The sequence below is a fragment of the Candidatus Thorarchaeota archaeon genome (genome assembly GCA_013388835.1).
In the GTDB taxonomy this organism is placed as follows: Archaea; Asgardarchaeota; Thorarchaeia; order Thorarchaeales; family Thorarchaeaceae; genus JACAEL01.
The window spans coordinates 19,788-33,272 of record JACAEL010000017.1 but is presented as its reverse complement, the minus strand read 5'-3'; the positions used below and the strand labels follow the sequence as shown (position 1 = coordinate 33,272).

General features: G+C 55.5%; 16 protein-coding genes. 5 read left to right on the top strand and 11 right to left on the bottom strand.

Going from position 1 to position 13,485, the window contains the following annotated elements; all coding sequences use genetic code 11:
- Nucleotides 1–920 (bottom strand): hypothetical protein (locus HXY34_03555; GenBank protein ID NWF95196.1); only part of this gene is annotated, 920 nt, incomplete at its 3' end.
- A gap of 348 nt (nt 921–1,268) precedes the next feature.
- A complete protein-coding gene (gene arsM / locus HXY34_03550; GenBank protein ID NWF95195.1) occupies nt 1,269–2,045 on the bottom strand; it encodes an arsenite methyltransferase in 777 nt (258 codons plus the stop codon).
- 101 nt (nt 2,046–2,146) lie between these two features.
- On the opposite strand from arsM, the gene HXY34_03545 reads away from it, so the two are divergent.
- Together HXY34_03545 and HXY34_03540 are read left to right on the top strand one after the other, a co-directional pair.
- Nucleotides 2,147–2,536, top strand: a complete 390-nt coding sequence (locus tag HXY34_03545; GenBank protein ID NWF95194.1) for a PadR family transcriptional regulator — start codon at nt 2,147–2,149, stop codon at nt 2,534–2,536.
- 102 nt (nt 2,537–2,638) lie between these two features.
- Nucleotides 2,639–3,013, top strand: a complete 375-nt coding sequence (locus tag HXY34_03540) for a hypothetical protein (protein NWF95193.1) — start codon at nt 2,639–2,641, stop codon at nt 3,011–3,013.
- Between the two features lie 5 nt (nt 3,014–3,018).
- Here HXY34_03540 and HXY34_03535 read toward each other — a convergent pair whose 3' ends face one another.
- The 3 genes from HXY34_03535 to HXY34_03525 form a co-directional block, all read right to left on the bottom strand.
- Nucleotides 3,019–3,459 (bottom strand): OsmC family protein, encoded by a 441-nt coding sequence (locus tag HXY34_03535; GenBank protein NWF95192.1) that lies wholly within the window; start codon nt 3,457–3,459, stop codon nt 3,019–3,021.
- Nucleotides 3,460–3,907: 448 nt separating this feature from the next.
- Nucleotides 3,908–4,219, bottom strand: a complete 312-nt coding sequence (locus HXY34_03530; protein NWF95191.1) for a hypothetical protein — start codon at nt 4,217–4,219, stop codon at nt 3,908–3,910.
- A 19-nt stretch (nt 4,220–4,238) separates the two neighbouring features.
- Nucleotides 4,239–4,946 carry a hypothetical protein gene (locus HXY34_03525; GenBank protein NWF95190.1) on the bottom strand — a complete coding sequence of 236 codons (708 nt, stop codon included), beginning with the start codon at nt 4,944–4,946 and terminating at the stop codon, nt 4,239–4,241.
- A 406-nt stretch (nt 4,947–5,352) separates the two neighbouring features.
- Between HXY34_03525 and HXY34_03520 the strand changes: the two genes are divergently transcribed.
- A complete protein-coding gene (locus tag HXY34_03520; protein NWF95189.1) occupies nt 5,353–6,042 on the top strand; it encodes a hypothetical protein in 690 nt (229 codons plus the stop codon).
- On the opposite strand, the gene HXY34_03515 is transcribed toward HXY34_03520, so the two are convergent.
- The 5 genes from HXY34_03515 to HXY34_03495 are packed head-to-tail and all read right to left on the bottom strand — an operon-like array spanning nt 6,035 to nt 10,710.
- The gene (locus HXY34_03515; protein ID NWF95188.1) at nt 6,035–7,300 is read right to left on the bottom strand and encodes a homoaconitate hydratase; all 1,266 of its coding nucleotides are present in this window, start codon (nt 7,298–7,300) and stop codon (nt 6,035–6,037) included. The genes HXY34_03520 and HXY34_03515 overlap by 8 nt on opposite strands.
- Before the next feature lie 24 nt (nt 7,301–7,324).
- Entirely contained in the window at nt 7,325–7,873 is a 549-nt protein-coding gene (locus HXY34_03510) for a hypothetical protein (GenBank protein ID NWF95187.1), read from the bottom strand.
- Between the two features lie 2 nt (nt 7,874–7,875).
- Nucleotides 7,876–8,622: a nitroreductase family protein gene (locus HXY34_03505; protein ID NWF95186.1), complete on the bottom strand. Its 747-nt coding sequence runs from the start codon at nt 8,620–8,622 to the stop codon at nt 7,876–7,878.
- Between the two features lie 48 nt (nt 8,623–8,670).
- Entirely contained in the window at nt 8,671–9,474 is an 804-nt protein-coding gene (locus HXY34_03500; GenBank protein NWF95185.1) for a hypothetical protein, read from the bottom strand.
- Between the two features lie 33 nt (nt 9,475–9,507).
- Nucleotides 9,508–10,710, bottom strand: coding sequence for an acyl-CoA dehydrogenase family protein (locus tag HXY34_03495; GenBank protein ID NWF95184.1), 1,203 nt, complete (start codon nt 10,708–10,710; stop codon nt 9,508–9,510).
- 144 nt (nt 10,711–10,854) lie between these two features.
- Here HXY34_03495 and HXY34_03490 point away from each other — a divergent pair, with 144 nt between their 5' ends.
- Both HXY34_03490 and HXY34_03485 read left to right on the top strand, forming a co-directional pair.
- Entirely contained in the window at nt 10,855–12,027 is a 1,173-nt protein-coding gene (locus HXY34_03490) for a thiolase domain-containing protein (GenBank protein ID NWF95183.1), read from the top strand.
- Nucleotides 12,024–12,413, top strand: a complete 390-nt coding sequence (locus HXY34_03485; GenBank protein ID NWF95182.1) for an OB-fold domain-containing protein — start codon at nt 12,024–12,026, stop codon at nt 12,411–12,413. The genes HXY34_03490 and HXY34_03485 overlap by 4 nt, the downstream gene beginning before the upstream one ends.
- Nucleotides 12,414–12,653: 240 nt before the next feature.
- Here HXY34_03485 and HXY34_03480 read toward each other — a convergent pair whose 3' ends face one another.
- A complete protein-coding gene (locus tag HXY34_03480) occupies nt 12,654–13,421 on the bottom strand; it encodes a hypothetical protein (protein NWF95181.1) in 768 nt (255 codons plus the stop codon).
- Between the last annotated feature and the right edge of the window lie 64 nt (nt 13,422–13,485).

Below are 13,485 nucleotides of genomic sequence, written 5' to 3'. Positions count from 1 at the left end.
TCATAGTCAGTTGAGTGAAGCAGCTGGTCGCGCCATGAGTCATAGCTGGCGTTCTTGAACATTGGGAAGTTGTAGTAGGGTTCGTCTGCGTACTCACTCCAGTACTCGTATGCAAGCCAATCAACGTCAAAGTCGTTGAAGCTCTTTCCAATGAAGCACATGTCAAAGTCTCCGTGGATGTACAGCCGGTCGAGGTAATCGTAGAAGTCGACCGCCATCGATGTCGCGTCTATGTGGAGGGCCTGGAGAGCCTCTGCCACAATCGCACCAGTCTCGATAGCGACGTCGGAGGACGATGCACACTCAATCACTACACTGAACTCCGAACCGTTGGGTGCCTCCCTGATGCCATCCGAGTCAAGATCGACAAAACCAGCAGCGTCAAGGATTTGGTTTCCGCGCAAGGCATTTGCCTGATAGTAGTCGTATCCCAGCTTACCTTCGGAGCTCCACGGGTTTCCTGATGGGACACAGCTGTCCTGCGGTTGTGCTAACCCGTCCCAGACGTCTTCAGAAATCCTGTGCTTGTCCACCGCAAAGGCCAGTGCACGTCTGAAAGCTGTGATGTTCAATGGGTACTTCGCACAATTGATAATCATCTGGCCGCAGCCGTTTCTCGGACTCTTCTCAACCTCGACATTCTCTGCCGCCTCAAGGGTGGGAAGATAGGCGGGGTAGACTTCAGATCCGATGATGTCAATCTCATCATTGACCAGTGCCTCGATCTTTTGTTCAATCCCGGGTATGACGTTGAATGTTAGTGTGTCGATAGATGGTCCCACTCCTTGGTACTCGGACTCTGAGGCTGTGGGCGATACCCCCAGCTCCACTGCAGCTGACCGCGGTATGGAGCATATCAGGAGCGAGATAGTCACAAGGACGACAAATAGAGTATGAGTTCGAAACCCCTCTCGATTCATCTGACTTCACCCGCACAGCCACAGTTGTGTGTTTGACCATATTCTACACCGTACACCCTAATAAGAACTGCGACCACTCGCGGGCTATGAATGATGAGCCACAACCTGAGAAGGCATGGGCGTCTCGTCTGTGGGGTCTGCGACAGTCACTCCCACGGTAGCTAGTGGCAGGCAGTTCTTGGTGGAGCTCTTCATGTCATGGGCATTAGCTCTCAGCTGAGGTCAGTTTCCGCAGGTCTGTCATGCTTCCATCTGACTCATGGCTGGGTACAGAGTACTCTTATTCCTGTTCTCACTTCTCGGTACGTCTGCGCATCCTATTGGCAGAGGTCGTGCGTGGACATCTCCTCATTTCATTGCCCGTATTATGACACTCGCTGCCGGCCCGTATGGATGCTTCGACATGGTCCTGATGTCTCGGAATCCTGCATCTGCGATGATCTTCAGATACTCCGATTCCAGAATGGCCCCACTGATGCAGGCGGTGTATGCGTCTATGTTATCACGAACGGCATCATTGAGCGGTCTCTCAAGGATGATGTCCGAGACTACAAGCCTTCCACCCATTCTAAGAACGCGAAAGGCCTCTCGAAACACACGAGTCTTGTCTGGTACGAGGTTGATGACGCAATTGCTAATGACAACGTCGACGGAGTCATCCTCTATTGGCAGACTCTCTACTTCTCCGAGTCTGAATTCTAGGTTGGAGGCCCCCACGCGCGCGGCATTAGTATTGGCTTTCTCGACCATCTCCGGTGTCATGTCTATGCCAATCACGCGCCCATTCGGACCGACCTTCTTAGCGGCGATAAATGCGTCAAGGCCTGCTCCACTGCCTAGGTCGAGAACCGTGTCGCCCTCTCTCAGCTCAGCGATTGCGACCGGGTTTCCACAACCTGCAAATGACTCCGTGAAGAATGAGGGCAGGTCGCTGACAGGATAACCAATCGACTCAAGAAGTGTCTTGAACTGCGCCGTGGCACTGCATCCGCAAGAGCTGGTCTCGACGCTATCTGCTTCGCCACCAGCCCCACAACATGCGGCGGAGTCTTCCCGTTCGAGCTGGTGCCGTGCTACCTTGGCATACCTCTTCCTTATCTCCATCTTGACCTCGTCTTCCGACATCTGGCTCACTCGTTTCCTCATCTTCATCATGCTCGTAATATTGTACGCCCAATAAGTGGGGCAGTACAGTTAAGTCTATCGGATGACCAATACTATGCACAATGCCAGACGACAACAGATGCTGTCCTGCTGGTTGCTGTGACATGAGAGGTCTCCTGACGTTTCAGATCCTGTGGGAGCTCCGGAAGGGAAACCTCAGTGGTCAGCAGATCGCCGAGCGGATTGAGCGACGTCGGGGAACGAAACCGACGCCAGGCACAATCTATCCAGCTCTAAAGGAGATGAAGCAGAAGGGACTGATTGAGGGAACCACGATAGGACGAGAAGTGGTGTATGCCCTGACGGAAAGAGGCCGGTCCGGTCTCACCGAAGCGGCCAAGTACTTCTGCAGGGTGTTCGGTGACATCCTGGATGAGTGCAGGTCTTTTTCATCAGATTCGAACGGAATGGTGAATCCGAGAGGGGCGGGGTCATGCCGCACTATGATGTGACAGAGCGTGCCTCCGCTGTCGTAGCTGTCCGTGCTCTACAGCGCGACCGGGTCAGTTTGCCCATCACTATACCTATATCTTACTCTGTGCAGTGAGCACGCAATGACAAAGCAGACTCTGCGCTACTTCTGTGCCATCTGCGGGAATGCGCTCACCCAAGATGTAAACACACATCCTGCTCCTCGTATCTGCCAGACTGAGTTCACCTGCGACAAGTGTGGTGACAGGACCCATGTGTTGTTCTCAGCCTGTCCCACATGCGGCAGGCCCTATCTCTACTTCTCTGACCTCGACTTTGCAGAGGAGGTGACCAGGCTCGCAAGTGCTTATGTCACTCTGATTGCAAAGATAGAGGAGAGTGTTTCAGAGTGCTACGAGAAGCTCGAGGTCCCGTTGCCAAAACGCTGGTCTGCGAGGGTCAAGTGCCAGTGCGGGACTGAGTTCTCAATCGAGGTACCATTGCCCCAGCTGGGATGAGCTGGTCAATCGACGACTATCACTTCGCTCCTCAGGCGTACTGGGCACTTCATCGAGTTTGACACCAGACAGTAGCGATGGGCTCTCTCAGCCGCCTTCTCCATCTTTGCCTTGTCGTCAAGCGACTTGACGGACACGATTGAGTCGATGAGAATCTCGTCGAACTCCCACCCATATTCTCCCTTCTTCAGTGTCCCTGTGCCACTGACAGTGAAGCCAGTGAACTCTGCATGAAACCTCGATGCAGTGCCAACCAACGTCACTCCGTAGCAGGACACCGCTGATGCAACAAAGAGGTCTTCTGGTGACAGCAGGTCCGCCGGAGCCTCTGACCAAAAGTCAAGAGGCGGGGCCACTCTGAAGTCCGGTTTCTGTGAGATACTTATCTCGACGATTCTGTCCTTGATCCACTTTGACCTTATCTGGTAGCGGTGTTCTTCGGCCATTGTCTACACGGTGCCTGCGTGGCCTCCATGGCGCACAAGAGGATTGCGTTGTGTTCGCATGTTGGGGCCAATGATGGAGCATTGCTTATTAGGAACCTCCTCCCAATAGAAGGCGGTGGTCAGGTGGCTCGCAGGGCAACCTGTTTTCTGTAACATGCCCTCAAAACTCCCCCCTCCTACCAGTTGAGCCCTGCAGACTCTGACCACCCCTATCGTTGTTGTCACAAGACCTTGCTGTGTCTGTGCGCACATCCCAGAGCCGCAGACTGGCCCTCAGAGGGTCCCCCCCTCCTACCTCCTCCACCACCACGGCCTCGGTCCGCCACCTTGAGAAGAGTTGCGGTGACCGCAGACAGGAGTGGGCGACTGATGCTCCCAGGCTCACACACCGATAGAGAGACTCCCCCTTCCCGCCTGCCTCTTCATCAGAGAGGTCAGTTGCCGCACTTCATCCCTGGCTAGGTTCGGGTCGTGCTGTGACGACCTTCGCTCTTGCATCTTCGCTCACGGGCGTGGGCGTCCTAGTTGAGCGCGCTGCAAGAAGGGCCATCGCCAGCATGGTAGACAGCACAGGCATGAACGCCAGAAGAGCCATCGCCTCCGTCATCAGTCGCTTCATCTCCTGTCTTGTCGCACCGCGACTCATTCTCAGGTTATCATACACATTCAATGCATAAGGGGGCTTCACGCATGCGTCAATGACTGTAGCTGATGCATATGCACGAGAGAACCAGTTGGTCGTATGAGAGTGATTGGTCATGCCGTGAGGTCGACCTACCTCACCCCGTAGGAAACGGCTGGAGCTCATCGGCTAGCATCTCCAGAATGGACAGGTAGTCGATGCCTGTTAGGACGGGAGCGAGTATCAAGAGCCCGATACAGATGACACCTAGAAGAATGGATGCGATATCGCCCTTTGAGCGACGGCAATCGGATGAGGGGTTGTGCTGTGCTTCCGCGACGAAACCAGTGGCAGAGTATAGCGGGTTTTCAGGATTGAAATTGATTCCGGACTTCAACCTCGCTGCGCCTTTGGCGCACTGCGCCACGTCATCCGCAGACATCATGACTCCCTTTATCACACGCTGAAACCCGAGTGCCTCCTCGCCCAGTGCCTGACTCACCTGCGTTCCAGCGCGCGGCAGCCGTGACAGCCGTGCACTTCTCGCCACACCCGCGACGCCAAACATGACGTTGAGATACACTGAGGCTGCAAGTGCGAAGAAGATGAAGGAGATGTCCAGTTTTAGAGCATAGGCAGAGTCCTTCGTACTCTGGACCAAGGATGAAGTATCGTGGTAGTTCTTCACCATGTCAAGAGCAAAGTGTACAGCAACAACAGCGACAAGCCAGAATAGACTGATGACAATGCTGAGCACAACTGCCGCGAGGATGTAGGCGATGGAGAACTTGCGGCTTTCGTCATGGTTCAGGACAGCCTCGCGCAGCCTCTCCCACTTTCCCGTTTGGTTGGTCTCAGCAGTCATTGCAATAAGCTGCTTCCCGACGTCTATTAAGCATTGATAGCTTCTACTTAGTGATGTTTCTCCAGAACTACGACATACAGACTTCTCGGTCCGATGACCTGCCCCAAAGACCAGCCCGAATGGCGGGCGAGACCGGTCATCTCTTCAGGGGAGCACATCAGCAGTTCAAACCAGTCACTCTCAACGCCTTCAAAGAGGATTCTGATTCTCACCTGACCCACTGGGAGTCTGGACCGCAGGTTCCTCATGTGGCATGTCAGTGAGCCACAGCGAGTGAAAAGGGTCACATGGTCATTGTCGTGTAGACATCCCCTGCAGACTGAAAGTAAGTCTGCATGAGCAGGCCTAGCAACGCATAAGAGTGCGCTATGCACACTTGTACCGTGGTGACTGGAGGTCGCATGAAGTGAGCACGCCGAAGGAAAAGATTCGTATCAGTATCTACGGCAGAAACAAAGAGGCTGTAGATCCGGACATAGGTGCGTACCTGTGCAGTGGTGAATCCCCAGATGTCTACTCAACGTGGGTGAATGTTTCCGTGATGAGAAGACTTGGTTTTCTGTTTGTGGGGGGCGTTGAATCTGCCGGAGGGCTGTTCGACATCGTATTCGTCTTTGTGATAATGGCCATCGTCTTGGCCGCTTTCGTTTTCTGGCAGCTTGTAGTCTTCTTCATCGTGATGATGGTGCTTGGTGTGTTGTCGGGAGGCGCCGCGTTCAAGTACTTAAGAGGCACCTTCATAGAGATGGACCCGACCAAGGTCCGCACAGAATACCTGGAGGACTTTGTCAGGAAGCAGGTCTCAGAGAAGGCGTTCGTACGGGTCGGAACCACCGGGAGTAAGCCTGAGCTGCCGCCACTGGTAAGAGCTGCTAACAGAGTGACCACTGTGTTTCAGCGAGGCATCCAACTCAGCCTTCTTGTTGCCACGGTGTTCTTGGTCATCGAGGTGTACTACTGGCTAACGCAGGCCGCGTTGCTGACTGACACCACTTTCCTCTTGCTAGTTGGTTCCCTGTTCATCCTGTCAGTGCTGGTGATGGACGCAGGCGTTCTAATGAGTCGCAGACTGCGTGGAAGACTGAACACTAAATGATATCAAAGACGATGCTCCAGAACTGCCGTTCTGAGACCCCGGTCCGCAGAGAGCTTAGTTCTGACTTGAGCCTGTCAAAGGCCTCTGCGGACTGAGCGGTCTTCTGATCCTCATGAGTGGCCTTGACGCGCTCGGTTATCTGGCGCACCTGTTCGGGTGTGGCTCTCACCCCGCCCATCTTGAGGAGGTATTCGACAAAGTGTCGTCCCACAAACTTGCCCAGATGGAACTCTCGCTTCCTGCCCACTCGCAGAGGGCTGATGGGTTCGTAGGTCATCGAGTGTGTAAGCTGTCCATGCGAATGGATGCCGCTGGAGTGCCTGAAAGCGTTGTCTCCAGAGATTGCCTTGTGTAGAGGGAGCGGTATGCGGAAGTGGCGCTCTACGAGCATAGACAGGCGATACAGATTCTCGGTCTTCACGCCGGTCTCAACTCCATAGAGCTCCTCTAGTGCGAGGACAACCTCTTCGAACGGCGCATTTCCGGCGCGCTCTCCGTAGCCATTGACACATACGTGAGGATAGGTCACACCCTCTTCGACAGCGGCCAGCGTATTGGCTGTGGCAAGTCCGAAGTCGTTGTGGCAGTGTACTGACAGCGGCACGTTGTATCGGCCTGAACTCAATACCCTGCTCCTCACCTCAGCGACTATGTACTTCATGACTTCTGGGCGAACAAACCCCACCGTGTCGGCGATGCATATTCTCTTGGCGCCTGCGTCAATGGCGGAACGGTAGGCCTTGCAGAGAAAGTCCATGTCGCTACGCGTAGAGTCTTCTGCGATGTAGGTCGTGCTGAGGCCATGGCTGGTTGCGTACTCCACGCACTCTACCAGTCGGTCAAGCATCTCCTCTCTTGTCATACGAAGCTGGTACTTGAGTCGGAAGTCGGAGGTCGCGATGAAGATTGGCACCTCCTTCACGTCCGCCTCAATGCATGCGTCAATGTCCGTGATGACTGCCCTTGCGGGTGCGCCCACGACAGCTCTTGACAGGCCTTCGCGTGCAATTGCCGCCACAGCCTTCTTCTCAGCCTCGCTAACGGCAGGAAAACCGACGACGACCACTGCAGCGCCGATGTCATCGAGCATCTTGGCTATCTCGATCTTCTCGTCTACTGTCAGCGCCACGCCCGGAGTCTGCTCTCCATCTCTAAGAGTCTCATCCCAGATGTGCACTCTGGCGGGCAGGCATTTTCCACGAGTCGAGCTGACCCTGTTGTAGTTGACTGCAAGACCTGCTTTCTCAAGCGACTCCAAGCGTCCACGACCTCCTCGGCTTCTCTACCCGAAGTGATACCCACCAGCCGCGGGCAGCTGCTTGAGGCTGTCTTTGAGCGTCGCCAGTTGCTTCTGCAGTTCCTCCTGCGTGATCCTGCCCTGCTTCGCCGCCTCCTCTGCCTTGGAGACCTTGTACTCGACTTTGGCCTTCTCAAGGTGTATGCGCCTCAGTGATGCGTCACACGACGGCTTTGCTCCGACCACCTCTCCTATGCCCTGCATCATCGGCAGCCAGCAGATCTCCTCTATGTGGAAGGCGTATTCAAGTCCACGCTCAAGGATTCGGTTCCATATGGGACAGGACCTCACGGTGACCTTGTTGCCTTCCTGTCCAACGTCGAGGCCGATTGCGTTCATGGCGAGGGCGGCGATTCTGGCCCCGTCCTGAGGGCCCTTTCCTCCCGACAGCTGCGCTATCTCTTTGCCCATCTGTTTGAACGCGGACGAGAACCCCTCATACATGGACAGGGCTCCCACGTTGTCTCTCAGGCCCCACCAGAGGCCGTCAATGAACGCCACGAAACCGGTGCGTAGAATCTCCAATGTCTCCATGACTATCGCCTCCCTACGGTGAACGGTTTTCCCCAGTGATTCAAGAAGGCAATCTCCTCGGGTGGCTGCCTAGGTGGACCGAGGGTCCGTTCAGCCTTTGCATATCCAAGTGTCAGACACAGAATTGGTACCCAGTGAGGGAATGGGATTCCTAGCTTCTGGCATATCGCTCCGACATCGTCGAAGTGGTCCAACTGCACTGATGAGACGCAGCTGCCGATTCCAAGTGACGCAGCTGCCAATGCCATGTTCTGCATCATCATTGCACCCGCAATCACAGCATGTCTTGGTCCGGACCAGCCAAAGACCCCACCGGTACCGCGAAGTGTAGGCTGTGAGTTGCCCACATGAGTCTGGTCGACAGCCAGGACAAGAAGGACCGGGGCTCCGTTGGTCTTTGCTTCTCCCTTGATATACTCGAAGCGTTGTCCCGTGATCAGTATTTCTATTGTCCGTTCCAACGACGCCTTCGACTCGATGTAGCTGAGACGCCGCTCAAGTTCCTGCCGTGGTGTAGCCCTCCCAAAGAGCTGTACCGTCCTGTCAACCGCAATCTGGCCAATGAACTTTCGTAGCTCGGGGTCTCTCACAACGATGACCCTCCACGGTTGCTGGTTCTCTGCACTGGGCGCATACCCACCGGCTTCAATGATTCTGCGAATCAGCTCGTCCGGGACATCCCGTGCTGTGTCGTAGTCCCGAATGGCTCGCCTCTCTCTGATGGTCTTCAGGGTCTCATTATCGTCCAAGTTGACCGGTCTCCTTAGATGACTGTGGCGGTCTCGTGGAAATCGCTCTTAAGTAGATAGCTGGAGCCACATCTGCCGCCTGACAAGTCTCGTCGCACCAGCGGCACAGCTGCTCACGCACAGCCCACACCCGCTGCAGAGCTCCGGGATGTGAGTGAGTCTCTTGTCACTCAGTTGTCTGGCCCCGAAGTGACATCGCCGTACACACTCCCCACACGCAGTGCACTTTGCAAAGTCCACTTCGGAAATGAAACTGCTGGCGAGGGCGGTGTTCTTCACTCCATATCGAATTGCGCTACGGAGCATTACACAGCAGCAGGGACAGCAATTGCAGATGACGTAGACATACTGGCTCGTCGGGGCGGTGATGAGCTGATGCACAAGCCCGGCACGGTCGCACCTTCTGATCAGGTCCTCGACTTCCTGCAGACTGGCCGGTCTCATCGGCAGTCGCCTTGAGAGTTCTGTGATGCTCTGAGCCGTCCCCACATGGATACAAGTCCAGAGCTCGTTCTGACAGTTTCTGTACTTTGTCCGGCAGTAGCAGTATCCTATCGCAAGACTCTCGACACGCTGTACCAGCTGGAGCACTTCCTCGGTCGGTGATAGAACCGGGGTCAGACCGAGTGTGACATCGAGGGGAATCACGCGACTGCCGTAGACTCTCGTGAAACTTCGCATCATCGTGCAGAATGAGACACGGGTGTGCTGCTCCAGAAACGAGATTGTGTCCAGAAGTGGGACCTCAAGTGCTCCGAGGAGTGTCGAGACAGCACGCCCGACTCTGGGATATGATAGCAGAAACAGCAGCACTCGCCGAATGAGACGGGGCGGGGTCGCCGGACGTGTCACAGGAGACCCCACCTGGATTTCTCTCTTCGCGTACTACATTATAGGTGCGTCACGGCCGGGATACTTGACATGGAAGCCAGTGTCTAGACCTGCGCCCTCCTTTATCACAGCACCACCAGCAACCACCCGCTGAACCTGGTTGGTGCCTTCGTATATCTGCAGCAGCTTTGCGTCGCGCATCAGCTTCGCCACAGGATACTCATCGAGGTAACCATAGCCACCCATTATCTGCACTGCATCGATTGCGTTCTGCATCGCAGCATCGGATGCGAAGAACTTGGCATATGCTGACACCTTTGAGACCGGTGCGTCAGCATCTGCAAGCCAAGCTGCATATCTTGTGAGCTGCCTGGCTGCCTCCGTCCTGGCACCCATGTCTGCCAGCATGAAGCTGATGCCTTGGAACATTCCAATGGGCTGTCCGAACTGTTGTCGGACGTTTGCAAACCTTGCGGCCTCGTCCACGGCTCTCTGGGCCACGCCTGTTGCGATGGCAGCAATGCCTGCACGAGTCTTGTCGAGTGTCTTCATGGCAATCTTGAATCCCTCACCCTCCTTGCCCACCAGGCACTCCTGTGGCACCCGGACGTCCTCGAATATTACTTCACTCTGGACTGAGTTGTTTTGACCAACCTTGTTCTCAATATGGCCAATCTTGACTCCTTTGCCCTTTGGCACCATGAACACAGAGATGCCCTTGTTCTTGAGCTCTGGCTGTGTCGAGGCGAAGACCGTGAAGAGCGACGCCTGAGGCCCATTCGTGATGAAACACTTCACCCCGTTGATGACGTACTCGTCGCCGTCACGTACAGCTCTGGTCGCAACCGCACCAGCATCGGAACCGGCCTTCCTCTCGGTCAGGCAAAAGGCTCCGAACTTGACTTGTTTCCCAGTGATCAGGGGCTGCACGTACTTCTGCAACTGCTCAGTCGTGGCACCGATGACAAGCGGCGCGAATGCAAGGTTGTTGCACATTATGCTTGTCGCAAGTCCAGCGCATCCATAGCCGGTTGCTTCAGAGACCAGCGTTTCGCAGAGCAGAGACAGTCCCGGGCCGCCTGCCGCCGTTGGTATGTGGAGGTTCATGAGACCGGCCTCATACGCCTTCTGGACAACTTCCATTGGGAACTCTCCACGCTTTTCCAGCTCGGCTGCCTTTGGCGTGATGTGTTCGCGCGTGAACTGCTTTGCTCGTTCGAAGAGCTTCTTCTCCATATCCGATAGTCCAAAGTCCATAGTATTCGACCGGCCTCGTCGCTTGTCTCGTGGCTTAAATCAGTTGTCCATTCTGTGACATACTGATGGGAGTCAGTTGAAGCGATACTCCTATTAGGTGCAATTCTTGACGCAGCTCATTCTCAATCACGAGGGAAAACCGAAGTGCCGCTCAAGAGGACTTGCATTGTGAGTGGAGCACAGACGAAGTTCGGTGTGCTAGAAGGTGTCACGCTCAGAGAGATGTTTGCAGAGGCTGTGAACCGCGTGACAGTCGATGCGGACATCCCCAAGAAGGACATCCAAGCTGTCTTCGTCGGGAGCTTCATACCGGAGATGCTTGTACATCAGGGTCATACTGCACCGTTGCTGGCTGACTTCGCGGGTCTGCGCGGACTGCCGGCGACTCGACACGAGGCAGCGTGTGCGTCTGGTGCGACCGCGTTGAGGGCCGGAATCATGGCCATAGAGTCAGGGCTCTACGACGTCGTGCTGGTGGCCGCAGCCGAGAAGATGACCGGGGTTCCCACAAGCAAGGCAACAGAGGCGCTTGCTGCTGCAGCTGATGACGACTTCGAATCAGGGATTGGGCTCACGTTCCCCGGGGTATTTGGTATGGCAGCTGTCGCACACATGCAGAAGTACGGGACCACGGAAGAGGATATGGCGCTAGTGGCTGTGAAGGCACACAAGAACGCCTCGACCAACCCGTATGCTCAGTTCAACAAGGAGATCACTCTTGAGAAGGCTCTCACACCAAGGTACATCGCATGGCCGCTGAAGCTGTTCGACTGCTCTCCAATCTCCGATGGTGCTGCGGCTGTCGTACTCACGTCGGCTGACGTTGCCAAGAAGTACACGGACACGCCCGTGCGCATCGTGGGAACGGGACAAGCCTCGGCCTCGATGAACATCTCCGGCAGGACCGAGCTTGCCTCCTTTGAGGCGTCGGTCAAGGCAAGCAAGATGGCCTACGACATGGCCAGACTGGGTCCCAAGGACATGGATTTCGCAGTAGTACATGACTGCTTCACCATTGCGGAGATAATCGCCAGTGAGGACATAGGCTTCTTCAAGCCCGGCGAGGGTGCCAAGGCCGTCAGAGATGGCGTGACTGCACTGGATGGGGACAGACCAATCAACCCTGACGGAGGTCTCAAGGCGGTGGGTCACCCAGTGGGGGCAACTGGTGTCAAACAGGCCGTGGTCGTGTACAGAGAGCTAATCGGAGAGGCCGGCAAGAATCAGGTCGCCAACCACACGACCGGCATACAGCACAACTTCGGTGGGACGGGTGCAACATGCGTGTGTAACGTATTCAGGAGGGCTGATGCATGAGCGAACTGCCTAGCGTAGAGAAGTACAAGAAGAAGATTGCCGAGAGAGCATTTCAGGCATACAAGTGCATGGACTGTGGAGCGGTCATTGCTCCACCGCTGGGAGTATGCTACGCCTGTGGTGGCAGCAAGATGACGTGGACGAGCGTCTCAGGCAAGGGGAAACTGGTCTCGTTTACTGTGATACATGTGGCTCCCGACGAGTTCGTCGCTGAGGCCCCATACTTTGTTGCCATAGTCGAACTTGACGAGGGAGCTCGGGTGGCAGCAAGGCTGGCGGGCTTTGATCCACTGAAGCCACAGGAAGTGAAGCTTGGTACTAGGCTTGTCCTCGACTATGTGCAGGGCAAGTCTGGGAAGACCTATCTGGCGTTCAGACCCGCCTAGGTCTGCATTAACTCCAGCATACTTCGATTGTTCACCACTTGAAGATGAACAGCGCGGGAGCGGCTCAGCCGGCCGCTCCATGCCCTGCCCGGCGAGCAGAAGTGGGCCTTCATGTTGGTCTATCGGTTTCAGCGTCAGCCGGGGCAGTCGTCCGTCAGAAGTACGACAACTCGCCAACTCGTAAATGCCCTGTGTGAGTTGTGATTCGATTCGGTCTGCAGAGTCCTCTTTCCACGTCGGTCACTCCGTCCGGCTTGTGAAGGAGAGTGTCTGTCCGCCGGACCTCACACCGAAGTAGATCACCACGACAATAAGTGCAATCGCCACGACCTCGACAGCCCGTGAGACCGGATTTGTTGGGTCAAGCGAGCACAGGATTGAATCAACCCAGCCCAGACTAATTCTTCCTGCCCATGCGACCCCTGTGAGGAACAAGCACTTGCCAAGTAACTGCGGGACAAGCACACGTCTCCAGTCGTACTTGGCAAGACCGAGAGGGACGACCACCATGTCATCGGGGATGGGTGTTGCTGCAAGGAGGAAGAGCACCGCTGGGATCAGTCTGGGATGTGACGACATCAAGGAACGGACTGCCGCCGAGCTCTTTGGAGAGACCTCTCCTCCCAGATAGCCAAGGAGATAGCCTGTCATCTCTCCTGTGACGGCACCGGCTCCTGCCGCCAGACCGATTGCCATCGGGTCAAAGACGAACTGCATGGTCACCGGGTCCCTGACTCCCCCCAGGATGTAGGGCACTCCGACGTATGGAAACGGGAATAGCACAGTCGCATTGCCGAAGAAGGAGATGACTGCTGCACCCAAGTACCCGGACATTAATGAGAACTCTAGAAGCCACTGATAGACGAGGACAGTCGGGCTCGCCATCCACGGCAGGGCCGAGCCTGCGAACCAGTACAGCAGCAGCAACAGCAGGCTGATGACCAGCGCCCAGTCTGCACTCCTCAAGTTGACACCACCATCATGTTCCTCAAGTGTCGGCGAAATCAATCACTAATTAATACCACCTGTGAGCTCCTCAACCAACGGCAAGAGGACCTGCTAAGCTTAAGAG

Excerpts from the sequence above, each read along its gene's own strand:
- arsM (NWF95195.1), bottom strand. The coding sequence starts at position 2,045 with ATGTCGGAAGACGAGGTCAAGATGGAGATAAGGAAGAGGTATGCCAAG.
- HXY34_03545 (NWF95194.1), top strand. The coding sequence starts at position 2,147 with ATGCCAGACGACAACAGATGCTGTCCTGCTGGTTGCTGTGACATGAGA.
- HXY34_03540 (NWF95193.1), top strand. The coding sequence starts at position 2,639 with ATGACAAAGCAGACTCTGCGCTACTTCTGTGCCATCTGCGGGAATGCG.
- HXY34_03535 (NWF95192.1), bottom strand. The coding sequence starts at position 3,459 with ATGGCCGAAGAACACCGCTACCAGATAAGGTCAAAGTGGATCAAGGAC.
- HXY34_03530 (NWF95191.1), bottom strand. The coding sequence starts at position 4,219 with ATGACCAATCACTCTCATACGACCAACTGGTTCTCTCGTGCATATGCA.
- HXY34_03525 (NWF95190.1), bottom strand. The coding sequence starts at position 4,946 with ATGACTGCTGAGACCAACCAAACGGGAAAGTGGGAGAGGCTGCGCGAG.
- HXY34_03510 (NWF95187.1), bottom strand. The coding sequence starts at position 7,873 with ATGGAGACATTGGAGATTCTACGCACCGGTTTCGTGGCGTTCATTGAC.
- HXY34_03495 (NWF95184.1), bottom strand. The coding sequence starts at position 10,710 with ATGGACTTTGGACTATCGGATATGGAGAAGAAGCTCTTCGAACGAGCA.
- HXY34_03485 (NWF95182.1), top strand. The coding sequence starts at position 12,024 with ATGAGCGAACTGCCTAGCGTAGAGAAGTACAAGAAGAAGATTGCCGAG.